Source organism: Butyrivibrio fibrisolvens, assembly GCF_023206215.1.
GTDB classification, from domain to species: domain Bacteria; phylum Bacillota; class Clostridia; order Lachnospirales; family Lachnospiraceae; genus Butyrivibrio; species Butyrivibrio fibrisolvens_C.
Map to the genome: position 1 here is coordinate 3,047,167 of NZ_CP065800.1, position 15,353 is coordinate 3,062,519.

Annotated in this window: 14 protein-coding genes; 3 read left to right on the forward strand and 11 right to left on the reverse strand. The window is 40.3% G+C overall.

The genetic code is table 11. The annotated features are described in order from the left end of the window. Positions 1-109: 109 nt before the first annotated feature. The 9 genes from I7804_RS12710 to I7804_RS12750 form a co-directional block, all read right to left on the reverse strand. Positions 110-1,378 carry a BMP family ABC transporter substrate-binding protein gene (locus I7804_RS12710; protein WP_248403760.1) on the reverse strand — a complete coding sequence of 423 codons (1,269 nt, stop codon included), beginning with the start codon at positions 1,376-1,378 and terminating at the stop codon, positions 110-112. Between the two features lie 340 nt (positions 1,379-1,718). Beyond that, positions 1,719-3,200 carry a coproporphyrinogen dehydrogenase HemZ gene (hemZ, locus tag I7804_RS12715; protein ID WP_248403761.1) on the reverse strand — a complete coding sequence of 494 codons (1,482 nt, stop codon included), beginning with the start codon at positions 3,198-3,200 and terminating at the stop codon, positions 1,719-1,721. A gap of 5 nt (positions 3,201-3,205) precedes the next feature. After that, a complete protein-coding gene (locus I7804_RS12720; protein WP_022754524.1) occupies positions 3,206-3,868 on the reverse strand; it encodes an MBL fold metallo-hydrolase in 663 nt (220 codons plus the stop codon). 251 nt (positions 3,869-4,119) lie between these two features. Then, positions 4,120-6,405 (reverse strand): RelA/SpoT family protein, encoded by a 2,286-nt coding sequence (locus I7804_RS12725; protein ID WP_022756494.1) that lies wholly within the window; start codon positions 6,403-6,405, stop codon positions 4,120-4,122. A 145-nt stretch (positions 6,406-6,550) separates the two neighbouring features. Then, a complete protein-coding gene (locus tag I7804_RS12730; protein ID WP_027218015.1) occupies positions 6,551-7,075 on the reverse strand; it encodes an adenine phosphoribosyltransferase in 525 nt (174 codons plus the stop codon). Positions 7,076-7,562: 487 nt separating this feature from the next. After that, complete coding sequence (gene groL, locus I7804_RS12735; protein ID WP_022754527.1) at positions 7,563-9,179, reverse strand: chaperonin GroEL; 1,617 nt, start codon at positions 9,177-9,179, stop codon at positions 7,563-7,565. Between the two features lie 137 nt (positions 9,180-9,316). After that, positions 9,317-9,601, reverse strand: coding sequence for a co-chaperone GroES (locus I7804_RS12740; protein ID WP_022754528.1), 285 nt, complete (start codon positions 9,599-9,601; stop codon positions 9,317-9,319). A 476-nt stretch (positions 9,602-10,077) separates the two neighbouring features. Beyond that, complete coding sequence (locus tag I7804_RS12745) at positions 10,078-10,962, reverse strand: metallophosphoesterase family protein (RefSeq protein WP_051199717.1); 885 nt, start codon at positions 10,960-10,962, stop codon at positions 10,078-10,080. 108 nt (positions 10,963-11,070) lie between these two features. After that, positions 11,071-11,598: a hypothetical protein gene (locus tag I7804_RS12750; RefSeq protein WP_248403762.1), complete on the reverse strand. Its 528-nt coding sequence runs from the start codon at positions 11,596-11,598 to the stop codon at positions 11,071-11,073. A gap of 308 nt (positions 11,599-11,906) precedes the next feature. Between I7804_RS12750 and I7804_RS12755 the strand changes: the two genes are divergently transcribed. Continuing rightward, positions 11,907-12,416, forward strand: coding sequence for a QueT transporter family protein (locus I7804_RS12755; protein WP_248403763.1), 510 nt, complete (start codon positions 11,907-11,909; stop codon positions 12,414-12,416). Positions 12,417-12,692: 276 nt separating this feature from the next. Here the strand turns inward: I7804_RS12755 and I7804_RS12760 are convergent, their stop codons facing one another. After that, complete coding sequence (locus I7804_RS12760) at positions 12,693-13,514, reverse strand: Rpn family recombination-promoting nuclease/putative transposase (protein WP_248403764.1); 822 nt, start codon at positions 13,512-13,514, stop codon at positions 12,693-12,695. Between the two features lie 343 nt (positions 13,515-13,857). Between I7804_RS12760 and I7804_RS12765 the strand changes: the two genes are divergently transcribed. Next, positions 13,858-14,211 (forward strand): coiled-coil domain-containing protein, encoded by a 354-nt coding sequence (locus tag I7804_RS12765; protein WP_248403765.1) that lies wholly within the window; start codon positions 13,858-13,860, stop codon positions 14,209-14,211. Between the two features lie 102 nt (positions 14,212-14,313). Here I7804_RS12765 and I7804_RS12770 read toward each other — a convergent pair whose 3' ends face one another. Next, positions 14,314-14,877 (reverse strand): rhomboid family intramembrane serine protease, encoded by a 564-nt coding sequence (locus I7804_RS12770; RefSeq protein ID WP_022754534.1) that lies wholly within the window; start codon positions 14,875-14,877, stop codon positions 14,314-14,316. A gap of 74 nt (positions 14,878-14,951) precedes the next feature. Between I7804_RS12770 and I7804_RS12775 the strand changes: the two genes are divergently transcribed. Then, the gene (locus I7804_RS12775; RefSeq protein WP_248403766.1) at positions 14,952-15,335 is read left to right on the forward strand and encodes a hypothetical protein; all 384 of its coding nucleotides are present in this window, start codon (positions 14,952-14,954) and stop codon (positions 15,333-15,335) included. The last annotated feature ends 18 nt before the right edge of the window (positions 15,336-15,353 follow it).

The following is a 15,353-nucleotide window of genomic DNA, read 5'->3' on the forward strand; positions in this document are numbered from 1 at the left end:
ATCCTACTTTTTAACTTTAATTAGTTCGCATTCATTTGCATTAAGTGCTCTTGTCTGCACTTACAATCTCTATTTTGTATCACTATGCATTAGTTTGCATTAGTTTGCATTATTTTGCATTAGAAGTGATGCCGTCGATGATGATATCAAATGCAGGTGCAGATGCAAGCTCTGATTCGTGGAAATATCCGTCTTTTACATAATCAGCATACTTGGCATAATCTCCGCCTTCTGCGATAGCATCTTCAAGTGACTTACCGCCAACTGTGAACTTGCTGGTATCGAATACGTGAAGAGTTCCGTCTGCAAGAGCCTTCTCAACTTCTGCAACCTTATCAGCTGTTCCCTCTGCTACTGCTGTATCATTTAAAGCTGTGATAGCAACAGCGCCGTCGTTGTAACCTGCTGTCCAGTCTGTAGGCATTGCCTCTCCGTTAAGAACAGCCTGTACTGCATATGTGTAGTAAACACCCCAGTTGTTAGTAGCTGATGTAAGAGCGCATGTAGGAGCAACTGTTGTCATATCTACGTTATAACCTACACAAGGAACGCCTGCAGATTCACATGCTGTAGGAGCACCTGTTGTATCAGCATGCTGGCTCATAAGTACGCATCCATCAGCGATAAGTGATGTAGCAACTTCACCTTCTGCTGTCATATCAGCCCAGCTGTTAGTATACTGAACTTCCATAGTAGCTGAAGGGCATACAGATGTAACACCAAGATAGAAAGATGTGAAACCAGAAACAACTTCTGCATAAGGATAAGCGCCTACATAACCAACCTTGGCAGCATCTTCTGTGATCTTGCCGTCAGCGATCATCTCATTGAGCTTAAGTCCTGCAACAACACCTGAAACATATCTTGCTTCGTAGATGTTGTCAAAATAGTTGTGGAAGTTAGAAAGACCTGAAGAAGCAGCCTGATAACCTGTTGCATGGCAGAACTGAATCTCAGGATATTCTGCAGCAACCTGCATAAGATAAGACTCGTGACCGAAGCTTGTTGCAAAGATAATATTACATCCCTGATCTACCATGTCTTCAGCAGCATCTGTACAGGACTCATCTTCAGGAACAAGTGTCTTCTCGATGATCTGATCATCAGAGATACCAAGAGCAGCCTGCATCTGATCGATACCTTCCATGTGAGCTGCTGTATATCCTTCGTTCTCATCACCGATGTAGATAACACCGATCTTGATGTCAGAAGCAGAGAGTGCCTCGCCGCCTTCAGCTTCTGCAGTGTTTTCTGCAGTGTTTTCTGCAGTATTGTCAGCACCCTTGTCTGTGCCGGCGCCATCTGATGATCCGCATCCTGCAAGCATAGATACACATGTAGCTGCTGCAAGAACAGTGCTTAAAAGTTTCTTCTTCATAATGATCTCCCTTTCCTGGCCCTCTTAAAGCCGTGAGTTTAAAATATTATCTTAAACTCCGTTTGATTATATTTCGATGAAATCAAAATCCCCTTAAAAAACATATTAATCGAGAAGGACATCACCTACTCGATCAAAAAATTAAGAGGTATTTATTACGTTATCAAATATAAGTTCTCCGGCTACTAATGTCAATGGATTTTTGAACGACTGTTCAAACAAATTTCAAAGACAAAAAGATGTATTTTTATTAATTTTGAACAGAAGGTCAAAAAAATCCCCCACATCAAGATCGAGGTGACCGGATGTAGGGGACTATTCTATTTTTTTAGGATCATTTTTATGAAAAGAAATCTCTCATTACAGAAGGATCGCTACTTGTATTCTCCATATACAGCTTTACATCCTTGGGATTACCTTTTCGTTCTATCCTGCTACCCTCGAAGATACGCTTGGATACTGAACCTGAGCCTAGTGCAAGGATGCTCTGTGTCTCTTCCATGGTGATTATGTTATACAGGCACATCTTGTCCCCGCGCCCATATCCTGTATTTTCAAAATTGCCGCTTATATTCTTCTGCCTGTAGAGATAATACGGGCCAAGTCCCATACTTCTGGCACCGTCTTCTGCCACTTTCATCATGGCGGATGTGGTATCCATACCTGCAAGGCCGTGATCTGCTACGTAGTCATAGAGTCTTGATGCTCTCTTAATGGCAAGCGAATGAACTGTAAGTTCATCAGGACGAAGCTTAGCTATCTCATCCATTGTGTACTGAACATCACTAAGCTCTTCTCCCGGAAGTCCAAGGATTATATCCATATTGATGTGATCAAATCCCGCTTCTCTGGCCATATAGAAAGAGTCTATGGTCTGCTGTACGCTGTGGTGACGGCCTATAAGTTCAAGCGTTCTGTCTCTCATGGTCTGAGGGTTAACAGATATCCTTGTAACTCCGCCCTTTTTCATTACTTTAAGCTTATCCATAGTAATAGAGTCAGGACGGCCTGATTCTATGGTGAATTCTCTTGAATAAGAGGTATCATAAGAGTCCTTGATCCAGCCTATAAGCTTTTCAAGCTGATAAGGTTCAAGTGTAGTAGGAGTTCCCCCGCCTATATATATGCTGTCAAGTCGCTTATCTTTAAACAAAGGAGCAGTCTCATCTATCTCTTTCTTGATGCAGTCAAGATAGTCATCAACTTTCCCCTTCCAAAGGCCTATAGGCGATGACATGAAGGAACAGTAAGCACATCTTGTCGGGCAAAAAGGTATATTCACATAAAGGCTGTATCCTTTGCCATCCGTTGTGCCTTCAAGAAGCCTGTTCTCTCTGTGCGCTATCTCGATGCTAAGATCAGTCTTTTCATCAGAGCAGATATAGGTCTTCTTCATATAATCGCGGATCTGTATGTCGCTGTCACCACCAAGGAGCCTGTGCATAGCAATCTTAACAGGTCTTATACCTGTAAGAGTCCCCCATGGAAGATCTTTCCCGGTCTCTTCATTAAGCGCTGTATACAAAAGGCGCTTTAAGACATTCTTTGGAGAATCCGTCATATCTGCGCTGCAGGCTTCCGATTCTCTTATACATTCCATGGAAAAAGACTTAGCTGCTCTTCCATCCCAGATAAAATCAGCATCGATATGTCCTTCATCCCAGGACAGAGTCATATCTATAGTAAGTATGATATTGGCATCTTCGGGGATCTGCCTACTTCCCTTTACAAAAACAAGGACATCCTCCTCCGGATAGAAACTTTTGACCAGAGAATGGATGTCATAAAAGTATTTCTCTTTATCTGTATATACTATAATCATAGAACTCACCTTAAAAACGGATTGTAGAGCTTCTCATCTCCAATTGTAGTAGCACCGCCGTGCCCCGGATATACAATAGTATCATCAGGAAGATCAAAAAGCTTCTCGTGTACAGATCTAACCAGAGCCTGAGAACTTCCTCCGGGGAAATCCGTACGTCCAACAGATCCTTCAAATAGAGTATCTCCGCTTATAAGGATCTTATCATCATCAAAACTGTAGCAGCAGGAACCAACTGTATGTCCCGGTGTTCCAAGGAGCCTGCATTTAAGACCGGCAGCTTCGATTATCTCTTCATCTCTTAAAAATCTGTCAGGTTTAATCGTTATACTTTTTCCAATAAAATCATACGAAAGGTTTACTTCGGGATCTTCGCATACCGATGACTCTTTTTCCCAGCACCATATAGGAGCTCCTGAGAGCCTTTTAAGATCTGCAGCTCCGGCCATATGATCGAAGTGGCCGTGAGTTAGGAGTATGAGCTCAACCTTAAAATTCTTCTCTGTAAGCTTTTCATACAGATACTCTCCGGCGTCCGCAGGATCGAAGAAGATGCAGGGTATTGGCTCATTACTAGCACTTCTATCTTCTGTATCTTTAAAAACAAAATAACAATTGGTCTGTACGGGGCCAAGTGTTACCTGGCCAACTTTAATATTACTGTCCATTAGAATGCTGATCCAATCTTTGGTATGATGCACAGCCATGCCGACATTATATAAATAATGCCGGCATGCTGATATTAATTCTTAAACTATTAAAATGCTTGTCAATAGGTACTGATGCCGATATAACAGCCTGTTCTTATCAGTCTATTATAATCAGCCTGTTATTATAAGACTATTCTTATAAAACTATTCTTATCAGACCATTCTTATCAGACTATTTTTATCAGACTATTCTTATCAGAATGTTTGTATCAGCCTGTACTTCTCTCAATATCGATGACGCTATCGATCTGTCTTAGCTTATCTGTAACTGTTACAAGCTCTTCACGGCTTGAAACCTGGAATGAAACATCCATGGTAGCAAGGCCCTGCTTACTGGTTCTTGTATTAAGAGACAGGATGCTGATGTTGTTCTCAGTAAGAATTCTTGAAACATCTGCAAGAAGGCCTCGTCTGTCGTTAGCAAAGATCTTGATGTCAGCAGTATATTTCTCAGAGCCAATAATACCATCGCTCTCCCAGCGGGCTTCTATGAGCCTGCTCTTATCTTCCATAGTCATCTCTGCAACATTGACGCAGTCACGTCTATGAATAGATACGCCTCTGCCTCTTGTTACAAAGCCAACGATATCATCTCCCGGAACAGGATTACAACATCTTGAAAATCTTACTGCAACGTCATGAACGCCTTTAACGATAATGGCATTACCACTTCCGTTGATCCTTGCAGGTGAGTTTGAAACATTAGCTGCTGCAAGAACTTCTTCATCAGTAAGATCCTTCTTGTGATCTCTCTCATAGAGCTCACAGAGCTTGTTGACAATACCGCCTTCTTTTAAGGCTCCAAGACCTACTGCACAAAGTACAGCATCCCAGTCGTGGAAACCATACTTGCGGATGATGATATTGATATACTCAGTTTTGGTTATATCAGAGATCTCAATACCCTTGCTCTTACAATAGTCAGCGATAAGCTCTTTACCGTGGTTAACATTCTCTTCTTTTTGCTGAGACCTGAACCACTGGTTGATCTTGTTCTTGGTAGATGTGGACTTGGCAATTGCAAGCCAGTCACGTGATGGTCCCTTGGAATTCTGAGAAGTAAGGATCTCAATACGATCACCATTTTGGATCACATAATCAATAGGAACCAGCTTACCATTAACCTTGGCACCGATCATCTTGTTACCAACAGCTGAATGAATGCTGTATGCAAAGTCGATTGGGGTAGATCCGTTCTGAAGATTCTTGACATCACCCTGAGGAGTGAAGCAATATACATCTTCTGAAAAAAGATTCAGATCGCTCTTTAAAAGGTTCATGAACTCTCTGTTGTCGCTCATGTCCCTCTGCCACTCAAGAATCTGGCGAAGCCATACCAGCTTCTCCTCTTCCTGAGTTTCAATCTTCTTGCCATCAGATGCTTCTTTATATTTCCAGTGAGCAGCAATACCGTATTCTGCTGCTCTGTGCATATCAAAAGTTCTGATCTGTATCTCGAATGGCGCACCGTTAGGTCCTATCAGTGTCGTATGAAGAGACTGATACATATTGACCTTGGGCATAGCTATATAGTCCTTGAACCTTCCGGGGATAGGCTTGTACATCTCATGGATTATACCAAGAGCTGCATAGCAGTCCTTGACTGATTCAACGATTATCCTGACAGCGAACAGATCATAGATCTGATCAAGAGTCTTGCCCTGATTGTGCATCTTCTTGTAAATACTGAAGAAATGCTTAACTCTTCCGTTGACTTCACCCTTGATGCCGGCTTCTTTTATAGCAGCTTCAACATCTTTGGCAATCTTCTCAACGTAGGCTTCACGCTCTTCCTTTTTCTCAGATACCTTTTCCTTAAGATCCTTATAGATATCAGGTTTGAGGTACTTAAGAGACAGATCGTCAAGCTCTACCTTGATCTTACTGATACCAAGACGCCCTGCTATAGGAGAATAGATGTCCAGCGTCTCCTGAGCTATCCTGTGCTGCTTCTCAGGCGGCATATGAGCAAGTGTTCTCATATTGTGGAGTCTGTCGGCAAGCTTTATAAGGATGACACGGATATCCTTGGCCATAGCCAGGAACATCTTCCTGAGGTTCTCCGCCTGCATTTCAAGCTGCTCTGCAGTCTTGTCCTTATAGTCGGCAGGAAGCTGCAGACTCTGCAACTTGGTAACACCATCTACAAGAAGTGCTACATCAGATCCAAACTGCTCATCTATCTCGTCTTTGGTGAGAATAGTGTCTTCTACGACATCATGCAAAAGCCCTGCTGCAATAGTCTCCTTATCCAGCTCCAGATCTGCAAGGATAATGGACACACACAAAGGGTGAATAATATACGGCTCTCCGGATTTGCGAAGCTGATCTTTGTGAGCTTCGCGCGCTATATTATAAGCCTTCTCGATCATGGTGATATCATCAGATGGATGATACTTCTGTACCCTGGCGATCAGACCTTCATAAAGCCTTTCCGGTGGCTGAAACTCTTCAATTGATTCAATTTTACCGTCATCAAATCTTTGTTCTAACATTTTCCCTCTTGCGCCAATCTTTTAGTTTTATAGAAAATGCATATACTTAGATCAATATCTATGAAAATGATATTAATCTCTCGAAGTTAATCACAAAATATAAATGATTAATCTCTCGGAGTTAATCTTATGATTAATCTTCCAATTACTTGCCCTCGTATACGACAGCAGAATCAAGTCTGTAACCGGCGATCTTCTGTCTTCCGTTAAGTCCTGCAAGCTCCATCATTACAAGGACACCTGCAACTTCTCCGCCGAGAGACTCAACAAGCTTGATCATAGCTTCTGTTGTTCCGCCTGTAGCGATAAGGTCATCTACGATGAGAACCTTCTGACCAGGCTTAACAGAATCCTTGTGCATCTCAAGAGTAGCCTTGCCATACTCAAGATCATAATCAATAGATACTGTCTCTGCAGGAAGCTTACCCTTCTTACGGATAAGTACAAATGGTTTGTGGAGATTATATGCAATAGGTGTTCCAAAAATGAATCCTCTAGACTCTGCTCCTACTACTACATCAAAATCAAGATCCTTAACAAGGTCCTGCATTGTATCAATAGCAAGCTTGAGTCCATCCGGATCCTGCATTACTGTAGTGATATCCCTGAACATAATTCCTTCTTCAGGGAAGTTAGGTATTGTACGTACATAGTCTTTTAATTCTTTCATTATTCCTCTTTTCCATAATCAATGAATGATTATTATAAAATGATGATAGTTTATAAAGGTGAAGGATCAAATCCTTATAATATACCTTTTAGTTAACATCATTATTTAACATATTATAGATTGTGCAATAACGTCATAATGCGCTTTCAAGAACGTGTAATTTTCAAAATCCTTGACTTATAATGCACTTCTAATGATCACCAGTCTAAATGTTATCGCTTTTAAATAATTATTATAACATTTTACTGATTATACTAGACATATATTGGTAATTTTACCAAGAAAACGCTTGTAAAGCAAGATACTACGCATTTTTATTATGATCACCTCATCAAAACTGCATAATATAGGGCAAAAAATGCACCACGATCATATCGTATTGATATAGTCGTGGTGCAAAATATATCTTAACTTATATGAAGTCTCCTGCCATTTCTATGAATGTTCAAGGTCTTCTTAAAAACTAAGAGCTTCCGCCATCAGTTAATTAATACATTCCTGGCTGAGGAGCTGGAGCTGCCGGTACAGGCTCTTTGATTGTTGCTACAGCAGCTTCTGTTGTAAGGAATGAAGAAGCAACTGATGTAGCATTCTGAAGAGCTGATCTTGTAACCTTAGCAGGATCAAGGATACCATCCTTAACCATATCTACATACTCTTCCTTATATGCATTGAAACCAACTCCAACTTCAGACTCTTTTACCTTATTTACGATAACGGATCCATCAAGACCTGCGTTAGTTGCGATGCGGAAAAGAGGAGCTTCAAGAGCTTTAAGAACGATCTTAGCACCTGTCTTCTCATCACCTTCAAGGTTCTCAAGAGACTTAGCAGCTTCCTTAGAAGCGTGGATGTATGCGCTACCACCGCCGAAGATGATACCTTCCTCTACAGCTGCACGTGTAGCATTGAGAGCATCTTCCATTCTGTACTTAGCTTCCTTCATCTCTGTCTCTGTAGCAGCACCTACGCGGATAACTGCAACACCGCCAGCGAGCTTAGCAAGTCTTTCCTGAAGCTTCTCTCTATCAAAATCAGATGTTGTATCTTCGATCTGCTTCTTGATCTGAGCAACTCTTGAATCGATGTCAGCCTTGTCGCCTTCACCATCAACGATTGTTGTCTTCTCCTTAGTAACCTTAACACTCTTAGCACGTCCAAGGTCATCAAGTGTTGTATCCTTAAGTTCAAGACCAAGGTCAGATGAGATAACCTTACCACCTGTGAGGATTGCGATATCCTGAAGCATCTCTTTACGTCTGTCGCCATAGCCAGGAGCCTTAACTGCAACTACATTGAATGTTCCACGGAGTTTGTTAACAATAAGTGTTGTAAGAGCTTCACCTTCAACGTCTTCAGCGATGATGAGGAGCTTCTGGCCTGTCTTAACAACCTGCTCAAGAAGAGGAAGGATGTCGTTGATGTTAGAGATCTTCTTATCTGTGATAAGGATTGCAGGCTCTTCAAGGTTAGCTTCCATCTTGTCCATGTCTGTTGCCATGTAAGCTGAGATGTAACCTCTGTCAAATTCCATACCTTCAACAAGGTCAAGCTCTGTCTGCATTGTCTTGGACTCTTCGATTGTGATAACGCCGTCGTTAGAAACCTTTTCCATAGCGTCAGCGATCATCTTACCAACTTCATCATCACCTGATGAAACTGCTGCTACTCTTTCGATCTGCTCCTTGCCGCTTACCTTTGTAGCCATCTTCTTAACAGCTTCTACTGTAGCGTCTGTAGCCTTCTTCATACCTTTACGAAGGACGATCGGGTTAGCACCTGCAGCAAGGTTCTTCATACCTTCGTTGATCATTGCCTGAGCAAGAACTGTAGCTGTTGTTGTACCGTCACCTGCTACATCATTAGTCTTTGTAGCAACTTCCTTAACAAGCTGAGCACCCATGTTTTCATATGGATCTTCAAGTTCGATCTCCTTAGCGATAGTAACACCATCGTTTGTGATTGTAGGAGCACCGTAAGACTTGTCTATTACAACGTTTCTTCCCTTAGGTCCGATTGTTACACCTACTGTATCTGCAAGCTTGTTAACGCCTGCAACCATTGCCATACGAGCATCATCACCTGATTTAATTGTCTTTGCCATGATACATGACCTCCATAATATATTATCTAGTTTGCAGGATATGATCCTGCTTCATATAAAGACTGTTTATCATCTGTATTCCAGATCTTCTTTTTATCCGAAAACAAATAGACAAAATCTTCTTTGCAATTTTTGATTTAGTCAACTGTTGCAAGAATGTCGTTCTGCTTTACAATGATGAATGTCTCTTCATCAAGCTTAACTTCTGTTCCTGCATATTTAGAATAAATGACCTTCTGTCCGACTTTAACTTCCATCTTGACTTCTTTGCCATCAACAACTCCGCCAGGTCCAACAGCTATAACTTCAGCCTGCTGAGGTTTCTCTTTTTCCTTTCCAGGAAGAACGATTCCTGATGCTGTTGTCTCCTCTGCTTCAAGCTGCTTTAATACAACTCTGTCTCCAAGTGGTGTTAATTTCATGATAAAGCCTCCTTTATATAGATATATAATTTGCTTTTTTAAAGATTAACAATCATATCTGTGCTTGTTAACTTTAGACTAAAACTTAAGTCTTATAGAATTGTTAGCACTCAAACTCCCTGAGTGCTAACCACAAAATATATAATAATGTTGCGGCTTTTATGTTGCAAATTGATTTACAGGTGGATATTGTAGTCTTTTCTCGTAATATCTCTTATATTCTCTCGTTTTCTCTCATTTGCTTCTTGACCTTTTGTCATCAAAAAAGGACACCCCTTCAAACGCGCTTCCAGAGCGGCTTTGAAGATTGTGTCCTTCTTTTATAATCCTTTGTTTATTCTTTTTTTATTTTTGACAGGCCTTGTTATTACAAAGCTTCGAGCTCTTTATTATCTGATTTACTTGCAGACTTCCCACTTACCAGACAGACTCCTACCCTTGAATCTGCGTCTGGCTTTTGTGGGAAGTTTAAAAATCTACCTATGAGGTATATCTTTTCCATGCATATCTATATAGTTCTCTTTAAGGGCGAGAGCCCAGTACCTCTCAGGGATATCCGGCCAACGGGCTTCTCCTCTTTCCTGCTCGCACAGCTGAGTTGCTCTCATAAGGATTGTCTGATTAAGATCCACACCTGTTCTTATAGTATGCATTGTAACTGCTGCCCAGGCAGGCGCCATCTCCATAAGGCCTGATGACATAAACTCAGACAGAATCTCTTTTCTGTCATAATCAAGCTGAAAGTATTCTTCTTCCCATCTGTCTCCTTCATCATGAATTATGGCAAACTGTGTCTTGCCGCCATAGTTCCAGGGAATGCCTATAGAGCCCGGATTGACAGCTTTCTTGTCTCTATAGGTGTAAGTCTCCTGCTCATGATGATGACCATGCAGGATAAAATCAGACCTTAGCTGAGCCACAATACGCCTTGTAGTACGGCTCTTACCCATCATGAATTCCCTTGAAGAATTGGGCGATCCGTGGCATAGCTCAAAAGAAGGCATACCCTTCTGCTTCCACATCGAATATATAGGAAGTGAGTCAAAAAAGTTAAAGTCCCTGTCTGTCATATTATTATAAGTATACAAAAGCGTACCGCTGGCAGAACCCTTCTTCCATCCTGACTCGCCCTTTTTCCTATAATCAAGAAGATACTCTTCGCGGTTACCTCTCACAATCCAGACGTTAAAAAACTTCTGCATCATGTATATCATTTCCATAGTTTTCTGAGGATTGGGACAGTCCGTTACATAATCTCCCAGAAGTACGAAATTGGTAATTCCCTTCTCACAGGCCTTGTCAAAACAAGCCTGAAAGGCGCTGTGATTGGCATGTATATCGCTAAAAACCGCAATGTCCATCTATGTCCCCCACCATGTTCCTGCAAGTACCGGTCCATTTATATAAGAAAAATAATCAGTCTATGAAAAAACATATATCGTCATAAAGTCTCGACAAATCCGGTATATTCACGCTTTCTTATCAATCAGATATCCGATTACTGTCCCTATTATTATTCCAGAAAAAGTTCCAACCCAGAGATTAGATATAGTGATTCCAATGATCAAACCTGCAACAAGACCTAATATCATGTAAAGGCCTGTCCAGGATGTCTTCTGTTTTGTGATCGAATAAAAGTCACGTCCATCCCTGTTCTTGCGCCTTACATAACCAGCCTTTTCAAGGCTATGTACAAGATCATCATCCTCATGCCTGCAAGACGTTCTGACTACCTTAAGTTCCTGGAATTTAAACACAAAACTTGCTATAGCAGAGTATATTTCAGCACCAAGAGAGGGCTTTTGGTATGCAGGTTCAATATCCAGTAAAAGCGTTACTTCCCCATCAATTCCGGCCTCTTCAAAATGAAATCTCCCTACCTTCTTATCAGCATCATCTCTAAGGGTAACTGACCATTCTTCTTCCCAGAGTTTATCAACACTCTGAGGCTGTATCAAAAAATGCCTCGTAACAAGCGGCAATAACTTATCTCCCATAAATACCTCCAAGTAATACAATTAGTATGCATAATATCTCGCACTATCATTATATCATTATGATTAATTTACTTCATCCGGAAATAATTCTTAGATAAGTTAATTTCTATATACTGCTTGCCCTTGTAAAAGCTTTGAGGATGTTGGTCCGTCCAAGTGGGAAGTTTTAGTAATTATATATTTTTAGTCTGATCAGTATCGCCTTTACAAAGCTTTTATTCAGTGTTATCATACCTGTTGCTATACGAGTGTTAAATCCTTCCCACTCGCAAAATCGGCACATAGCCGTACACTAAAGGAGAAAGAAAATGAAGAAATCAAAAACTCTGTACATCGTACAGGCAGGCGCCATCGGCGCTTTGTATGTAGTATTAACAATGTTCGCGCAGGGATTCGACCTTGCAAGCGGAGCAATCCAGTGTAGATTCTCAGAAGCTCTGACAATCCTCCCATTTTTCACACCGGCTGCTATTCCCGGAGTTACAATAGGATGTCTTTTGTCTAATATCCTGATGCAAAGTGCACTTCCGGATGTAATATTTGGAACCTTAGCAACACTTATTGGATGTATTGGAACATATGCTCTTAGAAAACACAGGATTCTTTGCTCACTTCCGCCTGTAATAAGCAATGCGCTTATCATTCCGTTCGTACTAAAATATGCTTATGGCATGACAGACCTGATTCCTTTTATGATGCTTACAGTAGGAGCCGGCGAAGTTATTACCTGTGTGATATTCGGTGAGATACTTCTCAATGCTCTCTTCCCTGTAAGAGGAATATTATTTGCTGACGATCATACTGCTAAAAAGATCTGATAAGCACGATCAAAAGCTGAAGAAGAAAATCAAGAAGAACTGAAGTACATAATAAGAAGGATAAATATAAAGAACTGTGAAAAATGAGATGATCACTTTTTCACAGTTCTTTTTTATTCATTACATTATAGGCTTTACTTATTAATTCCACGTTTCTCGGGAAGCTTCGTTCTCTATCCCACAGTTTCTTATATTTCTTGGTTATCTCCGGGAGGTATTTGACCTTGGAAACAATCCTATCGACATCATTAAAGCCTTGATTGGGAAGAACAATACTTATTCCTGTATTCCATTATCTGCTAATAGTTTTTTTAATCTATTGATTTCTTCAGCTTGAGTAGCAATTGTCTCGGCCTGAGCTTCGAGCTTTTCAGCCACTAGCTTTTCATGTATTATGGCATCTTCTCTTATACGACAACGCTCTCTGATCTCAAAGTCAGAATTAGAGAGATAAATTGATTCTGCAGTAGAATTCATAGATGGATTATCTTTAGTTATCATCTTTATTTCCTCCCAGGTAGTTGCTTTGAAGAGTTTTGCCCACGTATCGATACCACTGGTTCTGTCTTCATCAGTTGCCAGTTCTGTATGATTTAAGTCTACCACATATAAATTAAACTTGTCAGTATAGAGATATTTATCTTTTGAGTTCCTCATCTGATATTTTCCAAAGAATTCAGGATGATCTTCAAATAGAGTAAAATCCAGAAAGCCCACATGATATACAGGCTTAACAGTTATATAATCTTTGCCTTTGGACACATTATCAAAACGTCTGCATAGGTATGAAAGGGAACGTTCCGGCCAGTTCTTATAGTTTACAATCTGCATCTCAAGATTGATATAGCTGTCGTTGTTAAGAGAAACATGAATGTCTAACTGGTATTCTTTACTGGTAACATCTGCTCCCATGTCAATTGCATTTTCTATCCTGACACTAAGAACGCTTTCTCTCTGGAGTTTAAGGATAGAGCAGATCAGACCAATAAGTGTCTCTTCATCCCTTTGTAATACCATTCGGAACATGTAATCGTTGGTCATGTTGTATTCAAGCTTTCCAGTAGCTTGAAGATAGCTGTATTCAGTTGTTTCTTGCATTAATAGTCTCCTTCTTGTTTGCTTTTTTCCTTTGAGCAATAAAAGAAAGAGCATCTACAACATCTAATACTGCTCAAAATAAAAATTGGAATTCAAGGCGATTTGCCAGGAATCAATCTGTTTTGGATTGCGATTTATGATGTACCGCTGAAAACCAAACAAGAAATATGCTATCATGGAAAATGGATGAGCGCAAGTTAATTTATTTGAAATACGGGAAAAGTTCAGTCATACATTTTATAAATCAGTTGATATTTTCCTATGCAAACTTCATAATTAAGGAATAAAAACAAAATTAGATGCATGGCTTACCTTCCTGGGATGCGATGAGCCAGAGTATATTATGGAGCTTATCAGTAAATATCCGGAGTTTGAACCCATGTATTCCCACCTGTACGATATGTGCAGGAATATCGAAGGAGTGATGAATATGTTCTCTAAAGAACTGCAGATCATGGATCACAATACAGCTACATATATGATTGATGAACTTCAGGAAGAACTCGATACTACTAAAGAACTGCTTGATACTACTAAAGAACAGCTTGATACCACTAAGGAACAGCTGGATACTACTAAAGAACAGCTTGATATCGCTAATTCGATGAATCTTAAGAAAGATGATACTATTTCTTCTCAGGCAGAAGAAATCATAAGGTTAAAGCAGCTTTTAGCTGATAAAGGCGTAGAAGCATAAAAATAATCAAGTCCTACCTAGCAGCTATCTCTTTTGCTAAGTAGGACTTTTTTTATGGCTATGAATTTAGCATTAATTGGAACGTGATATTAAAAAGATGTTTTATTTTCTATTGAGTTTGAATCCGACAACTGCGCCGATGATACCGCCTATAACATGTGACATATTCGAGATATCATCCGTAAGGACTACGCCCTCGTACACCTGCTGCCCCAAGAATACCACCGCTACCAGTATGAATGTAAGCGGTATCTCACCATTTCTAAAGCTGGTAAAAGATGTAAGAAGTATAAATGCAAATACTACGCCGCTTGCGCCGCACAAAGCAACATTTGGGAACAGGAAATAGTTCACAACTCCCGTTACAAAGGCTGTTATAAGGATGACCTGCATTATCCTTTTCGAACCATACTTTTCTTCAAGCATTGGTCCAAGCAGCAGGATAAAAGAAGCATTGCCTATATAATGATCCCATCCGCTGTGACCAAGTACATGAGTAAAGAATCTTATGTAAGTTAGAGGATTGGTAAGCGATGAGTGATAAGTCATAAACAAAACCTCGTTGCTTACACCTAGCGTTGCAAAGCCAAGCAGCAATACTGCAAGACTTATAAAGATAAAACCAAGAACTACAGGTGAATTAAATGTGATCTTAAACTTTTTCATTGAAGCTAAATCCCCCATTCCTGTGATACAATTATTTTAGAAGCTATTATCAGAATGCAGAAAGTAATCAGTAAATGTCTAAGGTAATCAGTATGGAAAAACGTCTAAAAGAGTATCTATCCTATATGGCAGATTTCATCACCACTGACCACAGCGGCGAAGAATACCTAAGAGCATACAAAGATCTCATGACTCAGATAGCCTTCTTCCAGCACGAAAGGCTCATCCATCTTATTGTCACGGTCACATTTGCAATCCTTACTCTCATGGGAGTAATTGCATATGTAATGACATCCATGATCCTATTACTCGCCCTGACATTCCTATTTATTATACTCCTCATTCCATACATCAGGCACTACTATATTTTAGAAAACGGAGTCCAAAAGCTCTACACTTACTACGATTCAATCAAAGTGTATATTCCGACTTCTAATTCTCATTATCCTTTTACTTGAATTCCACACCTCTACGTA